This window comes from Candidatus Methylacidiphilales bacterium, from assembly GCA_030054035.1.
Classification (GTDB): domain Bacteria; phylum Pseudomonadota; class Gammaproteobacteria; order JASGCS01; family JASGCS01; genus JASGCS01.
The window spans coordinates 58578-74775 of sequence record JASGCS010000004.1 but is presented as its reverse complement, the minus strand read 5'-3'; the positions used below and the strand labels follow the sequence as shown (position 1 = coordinate 74775).

Below are 16198 nucleotides of genomic sequence, written 5' to 3'. Positions count from 1 at the left end.
TACCAACCCTGTATTAGCGTGCAAAACAGCAAAAAACAAGCACTTAAAAGCACCAACCTTCCCCATCAACTATACCAAATTACCTTAAACATTTAGTACTTCAACCATCATAGTAAGGGTGAATAGCCTCAAACTCATATAAATAACTGCCACTTTAACAAGCACATCCCACTCACAAAACAATACTCTATTAGCTGATCAAATACAAATAGAAGGTCAATGGAGCATACTATCATAACTTTGATATTTAACATCCCCTCTATTAGAACATTACAATGCACTAATAGCTGAACTAATAACTAAATAAATGGGGGAAGATCAGTTGTTATTTAAAATATAATTGGGTAATAATTTTTTAAAACTTTTACCCATAAATTTTCTACAGCCTTTCACTGTCATGATTACTGAATTACTATTTACATTTGAATAAAATAACAAATGTTTATCAACAATTGTCTTTTCAGAAACTCTATCTTCTACATCCTTATCATCATTCTTTTTTATTTCTTCAGCTATATTACGAATATCAAATAAAGTATGGATAGACTTTTTAAGTATGTCATCTATTTTTACATTTTGCTTAAATAATAATTCTAAATCCAATCTATTGGTAATCTGAATAATTATAATATTATCTAAAGTCTTAAGAAAATTAGAATATTTACTGAAGTCTATTAACAACTTTTTTATATTAATTTCGGTGCCTTTTTTAATTTCAATAGCATGTTTAGAAATAATATCATTTACATCTATACTTTTATTATTTTTGGTATTATAAATATCATTTGTTTGTTCTTTTAATTTTGAAGTATCTATGTAGTATTTTTTTTGCGGTACATTATTAGATTTTTTAGAGATTTGAATTACTTTTGAGTTATCCCAACCTTTTCTATAGGTAATGTATGCTCCATCTTTAGAATTAATCGGTATAGATAATTTTTGTTTATATGACCTATGATTTAATTCAATTCTAGGCTTTTGGAAAATTTCTTTTAGTATTTCAATGTCTCGATTTTTACCCTTTAAATCATCTGCAAAGAGATCTGGGTTTGCACTTTTAATCAAATTATCATAAATCTTAAGTAATATTTTTTCAACATTAGGATCGTTGGTCGATTCCTTAATATGTTCTTTGGATAATTTCTTTTTATTAAAATTACCTTTTTCATCATAGAAAATATTGTATAAAGATTCTCGCGTTGTTTTATAGGTTAATTCGTTTGAAACAACCTTATAATAAACGACATCTTCATCCTTATCAGACTCTTTATTTAGATAAATATTATTATCTTTATAAAACTCCAAGAATTTTGCACGATCAATATTTAACCAGAATAGTTTTTGGTTAGAAGTACTAAAATAGTTTTGCAGTTTATTTTCTACGGCTATCAACTCAATATCACTAAGTTTTTTAGACATTAGTTCATCACTAATTCCACAGTTTCGTAACTTGGTAACAGAATCTTCAGATAGTAAGTATAAATATTTTAATATTAATTTTTTATTTTTTACCGAAAGATCGCTTATGGTTTTTTCATTAAAACCGTAAGATAAAATAATTTCTGATTCTTTCTTTTGTTTTTTGCATCCTAACCATAATGGATAAATTCGAAGTGCATAAAAATTGTCTTCGTATAATTTTCTATGCGATACGTTTATGGTATCCCTTGTGCTTCTTTCTATTGGAATTACACTATGATCTGATTCATTTACTTTAATTAATGAATAAATACTATGTAGTAGTTGTTTTGTGTCTTGAATATTTTTATTGCTTTTACTTGTCAATAAAGAAAGTAGTACATTAGCTAATTTCCATGATTGCTGGATTGGTACTAAGTTTTCAATCTTGTTTGAATCAGAATAACTATCAAAAATATTCAGCATACCAGTAGTAAAAATGAGCATAGCATCAATACAATGCGAATAGGGTGGCTGCTTTTCTTGTTTTTGCTCTTCCTTAGATAGTGTTTTTCTATAATAAGAGACCTCTAATGCAGGAATTCTTTGAAAGTAAAAATCTAAATTAAACTCCCCATTGTTTCTTTGAATAAGCTCATCCCTCAACAGCTTACAAAAGTAACCCTGGGTACCATTTACTTTAGTTTTATTATGTGTCATTAGGACTTCTTCAATAACTCGTTTTCTCATAGGATGATTTTCTGGGAGGAATAATGAATGTCTTAAAATATGTTGATCAGTACTATTTAAATTTGCAAAATTACTATAGTCTTTTAATATTTTTGGGATATTCGCAATAATTTTATTACTTATTTCATCTGTGTCTTTACAATCAGGAAAAACCACTTTAAGGTAATTAGTGTTCAAATTGCTTAATTTATATAACCTATCTTCTTTATCTCTATTACCTTCTTGTGAGACATAAATTAAATTAGCATCGGAATTAAACACTTGTTTAAAATATTTTGTCGTATAACTTCTGGGTAATATATGATCTAACTCACCCATATTATTGATCTTTTTGCCAGTGTATGGACAGATATCAATATTTGTGTCCTTGATTCTATCTTCAAGCGAATATATTTTACTTTTCTTGACTTTTTTACTATTTTTACCTTTATATATAGATAAATTAACTTCAAAATCAAATTTATTTTCTTCTATAAAAACAGGAATATTTACAGTTGCGCCTTTTTCTAAATTGTAAGATTTGATTTGTTGCCATTTTGAATTTGCAATAATTCTAGCTAGATGACCTAGATATTTTTCTACAACTCCATCAATAATCCTTACTGAGGATGCGCTTAACCTATGTGTAATTCTTTTCTCAGTATTATTTATTTTAGTTAGTCTAATTAAATTATCTTCTACACAATATCTGCAAATTGTAGAATACCCCTTCCTATCATCTAAAAAAGAAAAGAGTTGTGCATGGGTATAAATATTATTAATTTTAGTTCTATCTATCAAGTGTTTATTAATTTGAAAGGTAGTATTTGCTACATTAATAATTTCGTCTGTTGCAATTTCAATGTTATCAGAAATATTTTTTAATGGTTTGTCTTCTTTATCAATAGTATCTTCTTTATTTTTTATCTCTTTCAGTTTTTCATTTAGTATATTTTTATAATCTTTCTGAGCTTTAGCACATTTTTCTAAATGTGAATATACACTACTTCTTGATATTTTTTTACTTTTTAATCCATCTATTAATTTATTTTGGAGTTCATTAATTTTATTTTTATCATTTATTAAATCTTCTTTTATATCAGATTTTAGAATTAATAAAATGTTACAGATACTCTCTATAAAGGTATTGTTTTTGGAAGGAGTTTTGCCTTCACACTCTAATAGTATGGAATTTTGTTTGAAATAATTTTTTATGTATTTTGGGAAATTCTTTTGAATATTAGGATCTGGATTTTCATTTTTATTCACAGTATATTTAAGCTGGTTGACTTTAGTATTTTTAGAATTATCAATAGCCCAATAATATTGATAAATAAAATCACTGAATCCTATTTTAATTTCATTATTATTTGAATTTTGTTCTATATGTGAAAGTAAATATTCAACAGCATCCTTTTTCTTTCCTTTGTGTAGAGTTCTAATACTATCAAGTACAAATGCAAGTTTTCTTGATTTCGTATCCTTAATTATTTTATTTAAATAGGTGTTAATTGAATGCGTTTTGGATTGCGTTCTTTTTAGATAATTATCATAACTGGAAAGGGTATTATTAATTTCCACAGATAGCGATAAATCCATTTTTGAATCTAGATTAGCTGCAAATTTCTTAGTGGTGAGTATCTCATACCACTCATTAAAATACTTGAATTGTTTTTTGTTACTAAAATAATCGAGATTAATTAATAAACTTTGACAATTTGGTATATTTCTATTGTTTTGGTCTTCATAGGGAGGGATAGTATCGGTTGGGGTAGTGTTTTTTAAAAAAGTAATTGTTCTTGATCCATGGGTTAATATTAGCGAATGAAAATTACTTAATATATCCTTGCGTATTTTTAATTTATCTGCTCCATCTTTTTGAGCATCAACATGCCAAGAACGGATATACCTTATAAATATTTTATCTAATCTTTCAGGCTCCCACTTATCACCAGTCTGATGCTCTTTATTATTAAAAAACTTTCTAAATAATCTCAACTGAAAGTTTGAAATATTAAATAATAAATTTTGAAACTCAATCTTTCTGTTGTCACCTATTTTTTCTCTCAATTGACGAATACATTTCCCAATCGATGTGTCGTTATTAGCAGACTCATAGTCTTTTCTGCAATTTTCAAAATAATCTTTTCTATGATAATTGCCAGTTTCATTAATAATTTCAAATAAATAATAAAGTACCCATTTGTAATAATGATTAAGTCGTTCGTTTGTATTATTAATATCATCTGGTATACTTTCTTCAGAAATACTGTAATCAGGATCCCCATTTTCGTCGTTTGGGAGTTTAGGCTCAGAGTCATTAAATCTCAATATTCCAAATCTTGTAGTAAATTCTTCAGTTATTTTTTTCTTTTTATCAGCAATTAATTTTTTTCTTTTTTTATCTTCATTTATTTTATCTAGCCCAGCTATCTCCTTTCTTAACTCTTTCTTAAATTCATCAATAGGTACTCTTAGTAATTTCTGGAGTTCAGAGTACTCATTTGGAGAATTAGTTCTATACTTTACAAATTCTAATAAATTTAAATCTTTTTCATTCAGATCACTAACTATTGCTCTTATGAGCCGAGCTATTTCCTTACCATTACTGTACTCATTTTTTTCTAATGCTGATAACATTTTTTCAACAAAATGAGAAGGTAGCTTTCCAAGAAGTTTATTGTCTTCATCATCTAATTTTTCTAATGCAGAAGCAAAAGAAAAGCCACGGCGATTAAGAAAATAACTAATGGCAATTTTAATATTTTCATTTATTTTATTATCATCCTCAAATAACTCAGGGTACTCCTGCCGTGCAATCAAAATAAAAAATCTTTTTGCTAATTTACTTCTGATATTTGCTCTCTTTTGATGTCTTCTGGCAGTCCTATCCTTCATTAGCAAGCTAAAGGTTTTTTTGTCCATAATAAATGTTCTAATTGAACTAAATTTTTTTAGATCTTCTTTATTTAGGTTATCTAAATCAGGGTAATGAGCAAAATAAACACCAGTGTTTTTTGCGCCTAGGTCAATCGCAATTGGTGATAGAACTTGGTTATTATTCATAGAATTATTGTATTATATCAATAATTGAATTTAATATATATAAATTTTTTTAACAAATTTAAGTCACTCTGGAAATAGAAATAATCAAAAACTTAGGACAAAACAACATAAATATACACCTTGAAACACATAGTAATAGTTAAATTTGGCAGTTTTATAGGGGTTAAATCTCAGCGACTAAGGGTTGTTGTTAAAGATAAAGATGGTGAGAGTGAAACACAATACCCATTAAATAGATTAAAAACTATTAATATTGCCAAAAGAGGGGTTTCAATTTCAAGCGACCTTATTTGCGCGCTTTCAAGCAGAGGTATAAAATTATTCATCAGTGATTACAAAGGCCCAGTATCAACTTTAAATTCAATTAATAATCACGGTAATGTAATGCTTAAAATAAAACAAGCTACTATACCATATTCACTAAGACTGTCACTTGCAAAACAGTTTATGTTTGGGAAAATTAAAAACCAAAGAGCGACGCTTTTATATCTCAATAAAAATGATAAAAACCAACAAGTTAACTACGCATGCGATGAAATAAAACAAATTCTTAGTTTAGTAGAAAATACATTTACATTGGAAGAATTGATGGGCGTAGAAGGTTCGGCAGCAAATATTTATTTTTCTACATTAAAAAATAATGGGCTATTTCCATCATCTTTCATTTTACGTGAAGGAAGAGGCGCAACTGAAATAACCAACTCGATGTTAAATTTTGGTTATGCTATTTTGAGCACCTATGCTATGAATGCGATATTAAATTGTGGTTTAGAGCCCTATATTGGTATTTTTCATTCTCAGAGATATGGAAGACTGTCGTTAGTTCAAGACATAATTGAGGAATATAGATCATGGGTAGTTGACAGAGTGGTTTCTAAACTAAAACATACAGCGAGCGATTCAAACGAGCTGAGTACTGAAATAAAACAAGCATTAATTTCCAATATTCAACACACTTTTCAAACCAAGTATCTTTATAAAAACAAAAAAATAGCCCTAGAGCATATATTACAGAGGCAGCTCTATAAACTCTCTGGTGCGATTGTAAATAACACTCAATATAAACCATACCTATTCAAATGGTAAAACTATGAATGTAAGAACACAATACATAATTGCTTACGATGTTCAAGATAATAAAAAAAGGGAGGAGATCGTTTCTCTACTATTTGATTATGGTCTGTTTAGAATTCAGAAATCAGTTTTTTGGGGATATTTAAGCACTGCAGAGTTAAATAGCATCTCTTTCCAAGCTAAAGCAGTGATAGGCGCACATGACGAGGACTATTTCCTAGCTACAAGAGTAATGATTAATAAAAAAGACAAAAAATCAATTCTCATAAACTATGACAATTACAATTTTAATGACTGGGAAGAAAGTGGCACAATCTAATGTAAGTGTTCCTATTCATTACTTAAGGCAACATATATTTTGCCCTAGAATACCGTACTATGAGTTGCTTTTAGAATTAAAACCCACTAAACCAATTTGGACAAAACAAGGATTGACTTATGAAAAAATACAGCAACACTTATTTAAACGAAGAAGTTTAAGCAGATTTAATCTGCTTACCGGTAAGTTGCATTTTAAGGTCCCTCTTCAGGATGACGAACTACAATTACACGGTATTATGGATGGGGTAATTGAAACAAATGATGAAATATTTCCCGTAGATTTCAAGTTATACAACATAAAAAAGGGAGATATAGCCCAACTAACAGCATACTCAATGTTGGCTTCAAAACATTTTAATAAAAAATGTAACAGCTTTTTTATTATTACTGGTAATAGTCATAAACCATATCACCATGTAATTCAAGAAAAAGAAAAACTTTTGGTAAAACAAATTACCTTAAAGATAATTGCAAACTTAAGAAACGGCTTAAAACCGAATTCCTCAGCTACGCAAAATCAATGCTCTCAATGCGAGTACTTAAACTATTGCAATGACAGATAAAAAACTATATTCCATGTATTTACAGAGGGAATTTCACCATTGGTGCTTTTAGATGATTACAAGGCATCATGTGTGTGATAATTTATTATACTATATCTTCTCAAGAAACTATGATTTTCATACAACACAACTACTTGAGAAAATAACTTTCTTAAAATACCTCAAAATAGCCAATTTTCACAGCATAATTTGAGGGGTATCAATAGTGTATCACACACACCAGCCATTGAAACGTAAAGATAAAAAATTTCTGCATATCCTCTTTAAGGTATCAATAGTGTATCACACACACCAGCCATTGAAACTTGGTGAGTTCAACACCATTTCTAAAGAGATGATAAGTATCAATAGTGTATCACACACACCAGCCATTGAAACTACACTAAAGAAGTAGATTTCAAAGATAAGTTATGTATCAATAGTGTATCACACACACCAGCCATTGAAACGGACTAGTGGAATCGGATACAACAAAACTAAGATAGGTATCAATAGTGTATCACACACACCAGCCATTGAAACAGTGAAATCACACAAGCAGATCCTAGTCTCACTGCGTATCAATAGTGTATCACACACACCAGCCATTGAAACCTGCATTTATTTCTGCGTCAAGCGGAACAATAAAATGTATCAATAGTGTATCACACACACCAGCCATTGAAACATAAAACGTACATATTCTGACTTTGCTACTTATGTATCAATAGTGTATCACACACACCAGCCATTGAAACGATGAACGACGACCACAAGATGAATCAGTAGCATGAGTATCAATAGTGTATCACACACACCAGCCATTGAAACAGATACTTCTTTTCTTCTTTAGTTTTATAAACGATAGTATCAATAGTGTATCACACACACCAGCCATTGAAACTTCGCAGGAAGTGGGGCTTATGCAGTGTGGCATTCGGTATCAATAGTGTATCACACACACCAGCCATTGAAACTTGCCCATAACTCCTACTGTATTTACAGGATTGACTGTATCAATAGTGTATCACACACACCAGCCATTGAAACCATTTAGTGCATCAAACTACTCAAGTATCTGAAAGTGTATCAATAGTGTATCACACACACCAGCCATTGAAACTCTCTAAAAAGGTGTTCGTTTCCGTTTTTGTCTCTAGTATCAATAGTGTATCACACACACCAGCCATTGAAACCATATAATGGTCGTACTGAAGTAGTTAAAATACTGTATCAATAGTGTATCACACACACCAGCCATTGAAACACCTTTTCTAATATAAAATTATGTATCATGGTCTCAGTATCAATAGTGTATCACACACACCAGCCATTGAAACCACAATAAAAAGCATTTGAGTACTCTTTTTCGTTGGTATCAATAGTGTATCACACACACCAGCCATTGAAACTGTTTTTCATAAAAACGTAATAGCGTACCAGCGTTAGTATCAATAGTGTATCACACACACCAGCCATTGAAACTTTTTCTGATGCCTCCATAAAAACTTGATGTTCGGTATCAATAGTGTATCACACACACCAGCCATTGAAACAGTTGCTTGTTTGCGAAAGATATTTTCTAGTTGCGTATCAATAGTGTATCACACACACCAGCCATTGAAACCATCAGACTGCAAAAAGAAATCTTGATAAATGGGTGTATCAATAGTGTATCACACACACCAGCCATTGAAACAAGGGCTGGTTGCAAAATCGGTATATTCTTATATGGTATCAATAGTGTATCACACACACCAGCCATTGAAACTATTACCAATTGTTTGTTTTCATTCATATAACTGTGTATCAATAGTGTATCACACACACCAGCCATTGAAACAGTACGAACTATAGTGTAATAATGCGAGGAAAAAGTATCAATAGTGTATCACACACACCAGCCATTGAAACCTAATAGTTTCAATATTAGAAAATGTAATCGTTGGTATCAATAGTGTATCACACACACCAGCCATTGAAACCGTACCTGATTTGCATCGTCGTCATCATACACATGGTATCAATAGTGTATCACACACACCAGCCATTGAAACACGCAAACAATTCGTTTGGAACTGGGCTTATTTAGTATCAATAGTGTATCACACACACCAGCCATTGAAACTGTGTAAAAATACTTGGATAAAGCTTTTCTAACTTCGTATCAATAGTGTATCACACACACCAGCCATTGAAACGGTATTACATGGCGTAAGAATAAATCAGTTTCATTGTATCAATAGTGTATCACACACACCAGCCATTGAAACCACTATCAACAACAAAACAATAGATGTCTACCACGTATCAATAGTGTATCACACACACCAGCCATTGAAACGTATTAGAAGCAATCAAAACAAAAATTGAAACCACGTATCAATAGTGTATCACACACACCAGCCATTGAAACAGCTAATGCAATAATGCAAAAGTACGATATAGCAAGTATCAATAGTGTATCACACACACCAGCCATTGAAACTTTGTAGCTAATTTTATTATTGCTTACTTCGCCTGTATCAATAGTGTATCACACACACCAGCCATTGAAACTTCAAGTATCTAGGTATATCTTCAGAAGAAATCTTAGTATCAATTGATACATTGGTTGGTGTTTAATATGTATGCAACATTAACTCTTAATTACACCCACAACCACCACCACTAAATCCCCTGCCCCCACTTGACCCTTCTTTTGAGAAGTAGATATGGTCATCTGTTGAGTCATGTACTGCTCGGTATTTGGGGTTCATGTTTGGTCTGGCAAGGATGGATCGTTCAGATGGTTGTGTGATTGGGGTACATGCTGCTATTACAAGTGCTATGGTGAGCATTGCTAGTAGATTGTGTATGGTGTGTTTCAATTGGTTTTTATGAGTTGTCTTGCGGTGAAAAAAGTGATGGCAGAGACGATAGCTGTTAGTATGGTTCCCCAAAGCATATCAACAATTGATAGGTGAAGTGGCCAGTCCTTGAGGATGGCAAGGTTGGTGAGGTCTAGGGTGGAATAGGTGACTAGTCCAAAAAAAGCCCCGCAGGAAATAGCGTGTCTAGGGCAATTGATCTGGAGTGATGGTTGTATTACGAAGATGATGAGCCCTAGGTTGTAAATAATGTAAAAGGAAACTGCTGCTATGAGGTTAAACTCTTGTTTTAGCAGGTGTCCTGCTTGATTAAAGTAAAAATCTTTAGCTAACACTCCTAGCCAGAGATAGTCTATTGTTATAAATATGGGTAATGCGATTAAAAATGGCTTGATTATTTTCATAAATATATGTTAATTTTCATAAATACATTGTACTATAATATTTTTATAATTATCATGGAGAAATAATATGACTCAGATTAAATTAAATAAAAATACAATGGCAATATGGTTATACACATTAAGTTTATCGCTTCTGTGTTCTGTCGCGATTGCAAACGATGACCTGGAAGAAGAATTTATTGAAGGTAAGCCTGATTGGATGTCTTCAAGCAAACTTCCAGTTAGTGAAAATAAATTATATTATGCATGCAGTGAAGATATTGACACCGATGAAGGCGAAGAAATAGGTAAGCAAAAAGCAAGATCTACTTGTCAAAATAAATTACGAGAAAAATTATTATCCCAGTACAAAAGTAAATATACTTCTTCATTTAGTAGCGATGATCTAGAGCAGTTTGTCTATCCTGCAGTACAGTTTGAAAAGTATGTGGTAGGTAATGATGGGGATGACTACTTTGTTTTAGCGAGTGTTGACGCAACAGTGGTAAAAAATAATGTAATTGATACGGTAGTTACTACTTTTGAAAGAATTTCAAAATATAAGGATGATCAAAATACATGTTTTTCAAACGCACTCCTGTGTCTAGCAGATTACCTAAGAGTTATCAAATATGATAAGGATTTATTAAGTGATCACAAAAAGCTCTATGAGCAACTTGTCAAAAACTCCACTACTACCTTGACAGACGCAGCCAGTCTCTACCCTCTTAAAAATCAGGCTAATAAGGAACTCAAAAATATTAAAGGGCAAGTAAAAATAGTAATATTTTTGAATGATGTTGGATCAGGTACGGGTAATTGGTACTCCTTTGATGTAAGCCAATCAGTTAATCAACTTAAGAAAAGTTTTGATGAAAAAATTGCAAATGTACTGAGTGGGAATGGCTACAAGAATATCACCTATGTGAGTGAATTGCCTAAAGGTAAAAGCCCAGACACTATCTATATGCAGATTGACCACAAGAGTAAAATTAGTTATGCGGTATATACTTGGGAATATAGAATGAATTATCAGTTAAAGGCAGTCCTTGGTAAAAACATCATTACAAAAAGAGATTATCACACAGACACCTTTAATGTAAGCTGGGCAAATGCCGCAGTGCCGATTATTGAAAAAGTTTCTAAGGTTGTTTTAGATCTCGTTGAGCTTAATTTAGTTTCTTACCACTAACCTATCATCAAAGCCAAGCGTTGCTACCCATGTCAAAGCTTGGCTTTTTTGCAAACTTTTTTTGTAATTAGATCCTGAATGGTGGCGTCAGGATAGCCGATTTCTTGTAGAATTTCTTCTGTATGTTCTCCGAGATGCGGGGGGAGCTTATCAATCTGCGATGGAGTGTGCGAAAAGTTTGCTGGTGGTTTGGCAAATCGTAATGAACCTTCGCTTTGGTGTTGTTTGGTAATCCAGTAGTTGCTCTGGGTGAGATGAGGATCACTGAATAGATCCTGGAATGTGTTAACGATCATGTGGGGAATATTAGTTGGCTTAAATGCATCTAGCCAGTCTTGAGTAGTTTTGGTTTTAATAATATCTTCTATATGCTTGCAAGTTTCATCAATGTTATCTACTCTTGCTTTCATGGTGTTGAACTTAGGATTGGTGGTTAAATCTTCACGGTTGGCTATGTCGCAGAAGAGTCCCCAGTGATTGTCCCAATAGGGAAGCACCGCTAGATAACCATCTTTAGTTTTATAGGGTTTCCTATTTTTACTTAGAATTCTGGAATACCCTGCTTCGCCGAGTGGGGGATCAAAGCACATACCCCACTGATGTTCAATCATTAGGTAGGAGACCGTGGTTTCAAACATCGGCACTTCTATTTCTTGACCATGTCCATGTCGTTCTCGGTAAAACAGTGCCGCGAGTACTGATTGGGCGACCATAAGCCCTGTGGTTTTATCTGCGATTACGGTGGGAAGATATGCCGGTTGCTGGTCAGGGGTATTCATTGCCATTGCCATTGCGATACCACTGGCAGCCTGGATTGAATCATCAAGCGCACCTTTCTCTCCATAGGGTCCTTGGATACTATATCCATAACTGCCGCAGTAAATGATTTTGTTATTTACTTTTTTGATGTCTTGATAACTAAGGCCAAGTTTTTTCATAGCTTGAGGCCTAAAATTGTGGATGAACACATCACAATGTCTGGCCAGGTCCTCTAGGATTGCTTTTGCTTCTGGATGTTTGAGATCAATGACGATACTTCGTTTATTGCGATTGCAACTCATAAACAGAGCTGACATTGAAGGAGTTTGTTTGTATGCTCCAAGGTATCGGTTGGTATCGCCACTGGGTGGCTCTACTTTAATAATGTCTGCACCCAAATCCCCGAGTAGTTGGCACGCGTAGGGGCCGAGCACTACGGAAGTTAATTCTAATACTTTGATACCTTCTAGAGCTTTAGGCATAGGTAATGCCTTTTTGATCTAGTTTATAAAGCCTGATGGCATTATTTCTAAGAAATTTAAGTTGCACTTCTGGTTTAAGGTTGAGTTGCTCAATCTCTTCTCTGGTTCGGGCAAATCGTAATACAGGAAAGTCAGTGGCAAACAGGGCTTTATCCTTACCAAAACTATTAATGTACCGTGTAACTGAAGGTGGCCAATATTTAGGGCTATGCGCATCAGTGGCAATAAAAATATTTTCATGTTTCCAAGCCATAGCAATCATTTCTTCATGCCATGGTATACCGACATGACTGCCAATAATTTTTAATTCGGGTAGATCACATGCAACCGAATCTAAGCTAATAGGTTTACCGACTGATCTTAGTCTCTGCTCTTTGGCGTAGATGAGAGATTGGCCAACTTGGATTTGAATGGGAATATCAAGCTCTATGCACTTGGAGTAAAAAGGATAATATTTAGCATGGTCTGGAGGTAACTCAAACCAATGCGGATACAGATGTGCGCCGATAAATCCTAGTTTGGTTACTGCGTATTCTAATGCTCGCACTCCTTGCATACCTTGGGTAGGGTCAATGCCACATAACCCAAACAATCTATGAGGATATTTTTTACATGCTTCTGCCACTATTTCTAAAGGCATGTGGTAACTACCAGGGAGCCCTAGTCTTCCAGACTTTGCCGCCACTAAAAAAGCAACTTCAATATTGGCACTATCCATTTCCGAGAGCATGGTTTCTAATGAGATGCCAATATCGTTATGTTTACCTTTCATCTTGTCAATAAAAAAGGTGTTCGTCCAGCTCGGTCTAACCGCTAGTGCTTCTGTAGTCCAAATATTTACAACACAATCTATGGCCTTAATCATTGGATAGTGGCTAATTTTTTAATATATAGTTTATAAGCAATGGCAGCAATAACAGAAAATGGCACTGCATAGAACAGAAATGTAAATGACATTGATACATCTAAAGAGTGGAAAAATGTATCATTAACAAAACCAATCGTCGGTGGGCCCAAAAACAATCCAGTCATACTTATAGTCATAAAATAAAATGCCGAACTTACTCCACGCAAATTAGCTGGAACAATTTGTATCAGTGCGTTAGGGCCTACTGCAGTCATTCCAGCAATTGCGATAGTGCTTAGGGTGAGCACAATAAAACAACCATAGGCATTAGGAATAATGGGTCCAATTACTCCGCTTAGTACCATTACCGTAAATGAGAGGAGTGCCATTCGCATGGGCACTAGGTTGCCGTGTTTTTTCATGAGCCGATCCGAAAGCCATCCAAAAAATATCGTACACAATGGTGCAGTGGCAAGTAAGACTATTCCATTTATTTTGGCATAGTATGCTCTATCCCAACCATGGATTTTTTCAAATAATGCCGGTGACCACGCGTGACCATACGCGATTATGGTCATCATACCAAAGGTAAGATAAAAAGTAATCATCACCGTCCAGTCTTTAGAGAAAAATTGTTTACTGATTTGCCAAAAACTAGTGGATAATGCTTTGTCGTTTGCTTCGGAAATTCGCTTTGGCTCTTTGAGAATTAATAACATTAAAGCAAATACTATTCCCGGCAAGCCTACAATTATAAATGTTAATTGCCAGTAGGTTACCTCGCCAAAGATTGGAATACTGTTATGGCTTTTAGAATATTCTAGAATAGGGCCAAAGATTAAATTTGAAATCCCTGCACCAAAGGAAAGTGCAGCAAAATATATTCCAATCGGAAGTCCTCGTTTTTCTTTTGGAAAACAGTCCGAGATGAGCGAAATCGCCGCTGGAGACAAACATGCCTCACCAACACCAACCACCATTCTGGAGATAAACAAATCTGTGAAGGTTTTCACCATACCACAAGCAATGGTCGCGGCACTCCAAATCATCATGCCTATAGAAATTAAGGTTAACCGCCGCATTTTATCTGCCAATATTCCTAATGGAATACCTGCGGTAGCGTAGAAAATTCCAAACGCAGGACCCATGAGCAATCCCATCTGAGTATCAGTTAAAAACAAGTCGGCTTTAATCGCAGTATTAAGTAAATAAATCACATAGCGATCGGTATAAGAAAGGATATATGAAAATGTTAGGCATGTAACAAGAAACCATCCATACCAAATATTTGGATATTTTTGTAATTGAATATTCATTAAGCGATTACCCCCTGTTGTTTTAATTGAGTTATTTCCTGAGTAGTGTAACCTAACGACGCGCATACCGAATCACTATCTTCACCAATGGTAGGGACTTGATGATGTATTCCAGAACGCATACCATTTACTTCTATCGGTAGTGCTGGAAGTTGAATAGCTTTACCTTTGTTATTGCCGTCTGAGAGTGTAATTGGCACAAGACCAGCTTGGAGCAGATGTTGATCTTGTAATAATTGATTCGGTTGTAAGATTGGGGCAAAGGGCACTCCACAGGTATCAAGTTTTTTTAAAAGATCATTTTTATCCATACGTAAAAATGTTTGTCGCACGATTGGGAGAATTGTATCTCGTTTTTCTACTCGCTGATTATTCTGAGCAAGGGATGGATCGTTTAGTAATTCAAGCAAATTGAATTCTTGACAAAATATTTTCCATTGCGTATCACTCACTACCGCAACAAAAAGTTTTGTACCATCGGCTAAATCAAATAAATCATAAATGCTCCATGCTGATTGGCGCACTGACATTGGTTGCAATGGTTTTTCGCTTGAGGCATATTGGGCAATATGTTGCCCAACCAGAAAAGCCGCTGTCTCAAATAAAGAACTTTGTACCAGCCCTCCTAGGTTGGTTTTTTTTCTTTGCTCGAGCATGGCTAAGATGCCTATAACTCCAAACAACGCACCAGTTATATCTACGACTGAAGTACCTGCCCTCATTGGTCGCTCGGGCAGTCCAGTCATATACGCTAAGCCAGAAAACATTTGCACCACTTCATCAAGCGCAGTTCGGTTCTGATATGCTCCACTAAGAAATCCTTTTAAACTTAAATAAATCAGGCTTGGATGTTTTTTATGTAATGAGTCAAAATCAAGCTCATACTTGTTAAGCGCCTGAGGTCTGAAATTTTCAATAAAAACATCACTGGATTTAATTAGAGATTTTAGTAGCGTTAATCCTTCTGGTTTATTTACATCAATGGCAAGGCTTTGTTTATTGCGATTATACATGGGAAAATAACCTGCTCCAGATCCAGCCAGCCTTCTAGTATTATCCCCTTTGATAGGTTCTACTTTTATCACCCTCGCGCCGAGGTCGGCAAGCACTACTCCACAGCATGGTCCCATTACCATATGGCTATATTCAACCACGGTAATTCCACGTAATAGTGAAAATGTATTATTCTGATTCATATTAAAATGATATATCATTATAC

Annotated in this window: 11 protein-coding genes and 1 CRISPR repeat array; of the genes, 4 read left to right on the top strand and 7 right to left on the bottom strand. The window is 33.8% G+C overall.

The window, feature by feature from the left end; translation table 11 throughout:
• Positions 1–318 precede the first annotated feature (318 nt).
• On the bottom strand, positions 319–5193 hold the full coding sequence (locus QM538_04200; protein MDI9347686.1) for an HNH endonuclease domain-containing protein: 4875 nt from the start codon (positions 5191–5193) through the stop codon (positions 319–321).
• Positions 5194–5313: 120 nt separating this feature from the next.
• On the opposite strand from QM538_04200, the gene cas1 reads away from it, so the two are divergent.
• Genes cas1 through cas4 form a run of 3 tightly spaced genes read left to right on the top strand, consistent with a single transcriptional unit; the run spans position 5314 to position 7151 of the window.
• Positions 5314–6279 (top strand): type II CRISPR-associated endonuclease Cas1, encoded by a 966-nt coding sequence (gene cas1, locus QM538_04195; protein ID MDI9347685.1) that lies wholly within the window; start codon positions 5314–5316, stop codon positions 6277–6279.
• Between the two features lie 4 nt (positions 6280–6283).
• Positions 6284–6586, top strand: coding sequence for a CRISPR-associated endonuclease Cas2 (gene cas2, locus QM538_04190; protein ID MDI9347684.1), 303 nt, complete (start codon positions 6284–6286; stop codon positions 6584–6586).
• A complete protein-coding gene (cas4, locus tag QM538_04185) occupies positions 6540–7151 on the top strand; it encodes a CRISPR-associated protein Cas4 (protein ID MDI9347683.1) in 612 nt (203 codons plus the stop codon). The genes cas2 and cas4 overlap by 47 nt, the downstream gene beginning before the upstream one ends.
• A 196-nt stretch (positions 7152–7347) precedes the next feature.
• A CRISPR array of direct repeats spans positions 7348–9689; the repeat unit is 37 nt; unit sequence GTATCAATAGTGTATCACACACACCAGCCATTGAAAC.
• A gap of 86 nt (positions 9690–9775) precedes the next feature.
• Here the strand turns inward: cas4 and QM538_04180 are convergent.
• Together QM538_04180 and QM538_04175 are read right to left on the bottom strand one after the other, a co-directional pair.
• On the bottom strand, positions 9776–10000 hold the full coding sequence (locus QM538_04180; GenBank protein MDI9347682.1) for a DUF4266 domain-containing protein: 225 nt from the start codon (positions 9998–10000) through the stop codon (positions 9776–9778).
• Positions 9997–10404, bottom strand: a complete 408-nt coding sequence (locus QM538_04175; GenBank protein MDI9347681.1) for a DUF2177 family protein — start codon at positions 10402–10404, stop codon at positions 9997–9999. Before QM538_04175 ends, QM538_04180 begins: the two co-directional genes overlap by 4 nt.
• Before the next feature lie 67 nt (positions 10405–10471).
• On the opposite strand from QM538_04175, the gene QM538_04170 reads away from it, so the two are divergent.
• A complete protein-coding gene (locus tag QM538_04170; protein ID MDI9347680.1) occupies positions 10472–11575 on the top strand; it encodes a hypothetical protein in 1104 nt (367 codons plus the stop codon).
• 32 nt (positions 11576–11607) lie between these two features.
• Here the strand turns inward: QM538_04170 and QM538_04165 are convergent, their stop codons facing one another.
• Genes QM538_04165 through QM538_04150 form a run of 4 tightly spaced genes read right to left on the bottom strand, consistent with a single transcriptional unit; the run spans position 11608 to position 16175 of the window.
• Positions 11608–12816, bottom strand: coding sequence for a CoA transferase (locus QM538_04165; protein MDI9347679.1), 1209 nt, complete (start codon positions 12814–12816; stop codon positions 11608–11610).
• Positions 12809–13681, bottom strand: a complete 873-nt coding sequence (locus tag QM538_04160; protein MDI9347678.1) for an amidohydrolase family protein — start codon at positions 13679–13681, stop codon at positions 12809–12811. Before QM538_04160 ends, QM538_04165 begins: the two co-directional genes overlap by 8 nt.
• Complete coding sequence (locus QM538_04155) at positions 13678–15045, bottom strand: MFS transporter (GenBank protein ID MDI9347677.1); 1368 nt, start codon at positions 15043–15045, stop codon at positions 13678–13680. Before QM538_04155 ends, QM538_04160 begins: the two co-directional genes overlap by 4 nt.
• On the bottom strand, positions 14979–16175 hold the full coding sequence (locus tag QM538_04150; GenBank protein ID MDI9347676.1) for a CaiB/BaiF CoA-transferase family protein: 1197 nt from the start codon (positions 16173–16175) through the stop codon (positions 14979–14981). Before QM538_04150 ends, QM538_04155 begins: the two co-directional genes overlap by 67 nt.
• Positions 16176–16198: the final 23 nt, after the last annotated feature.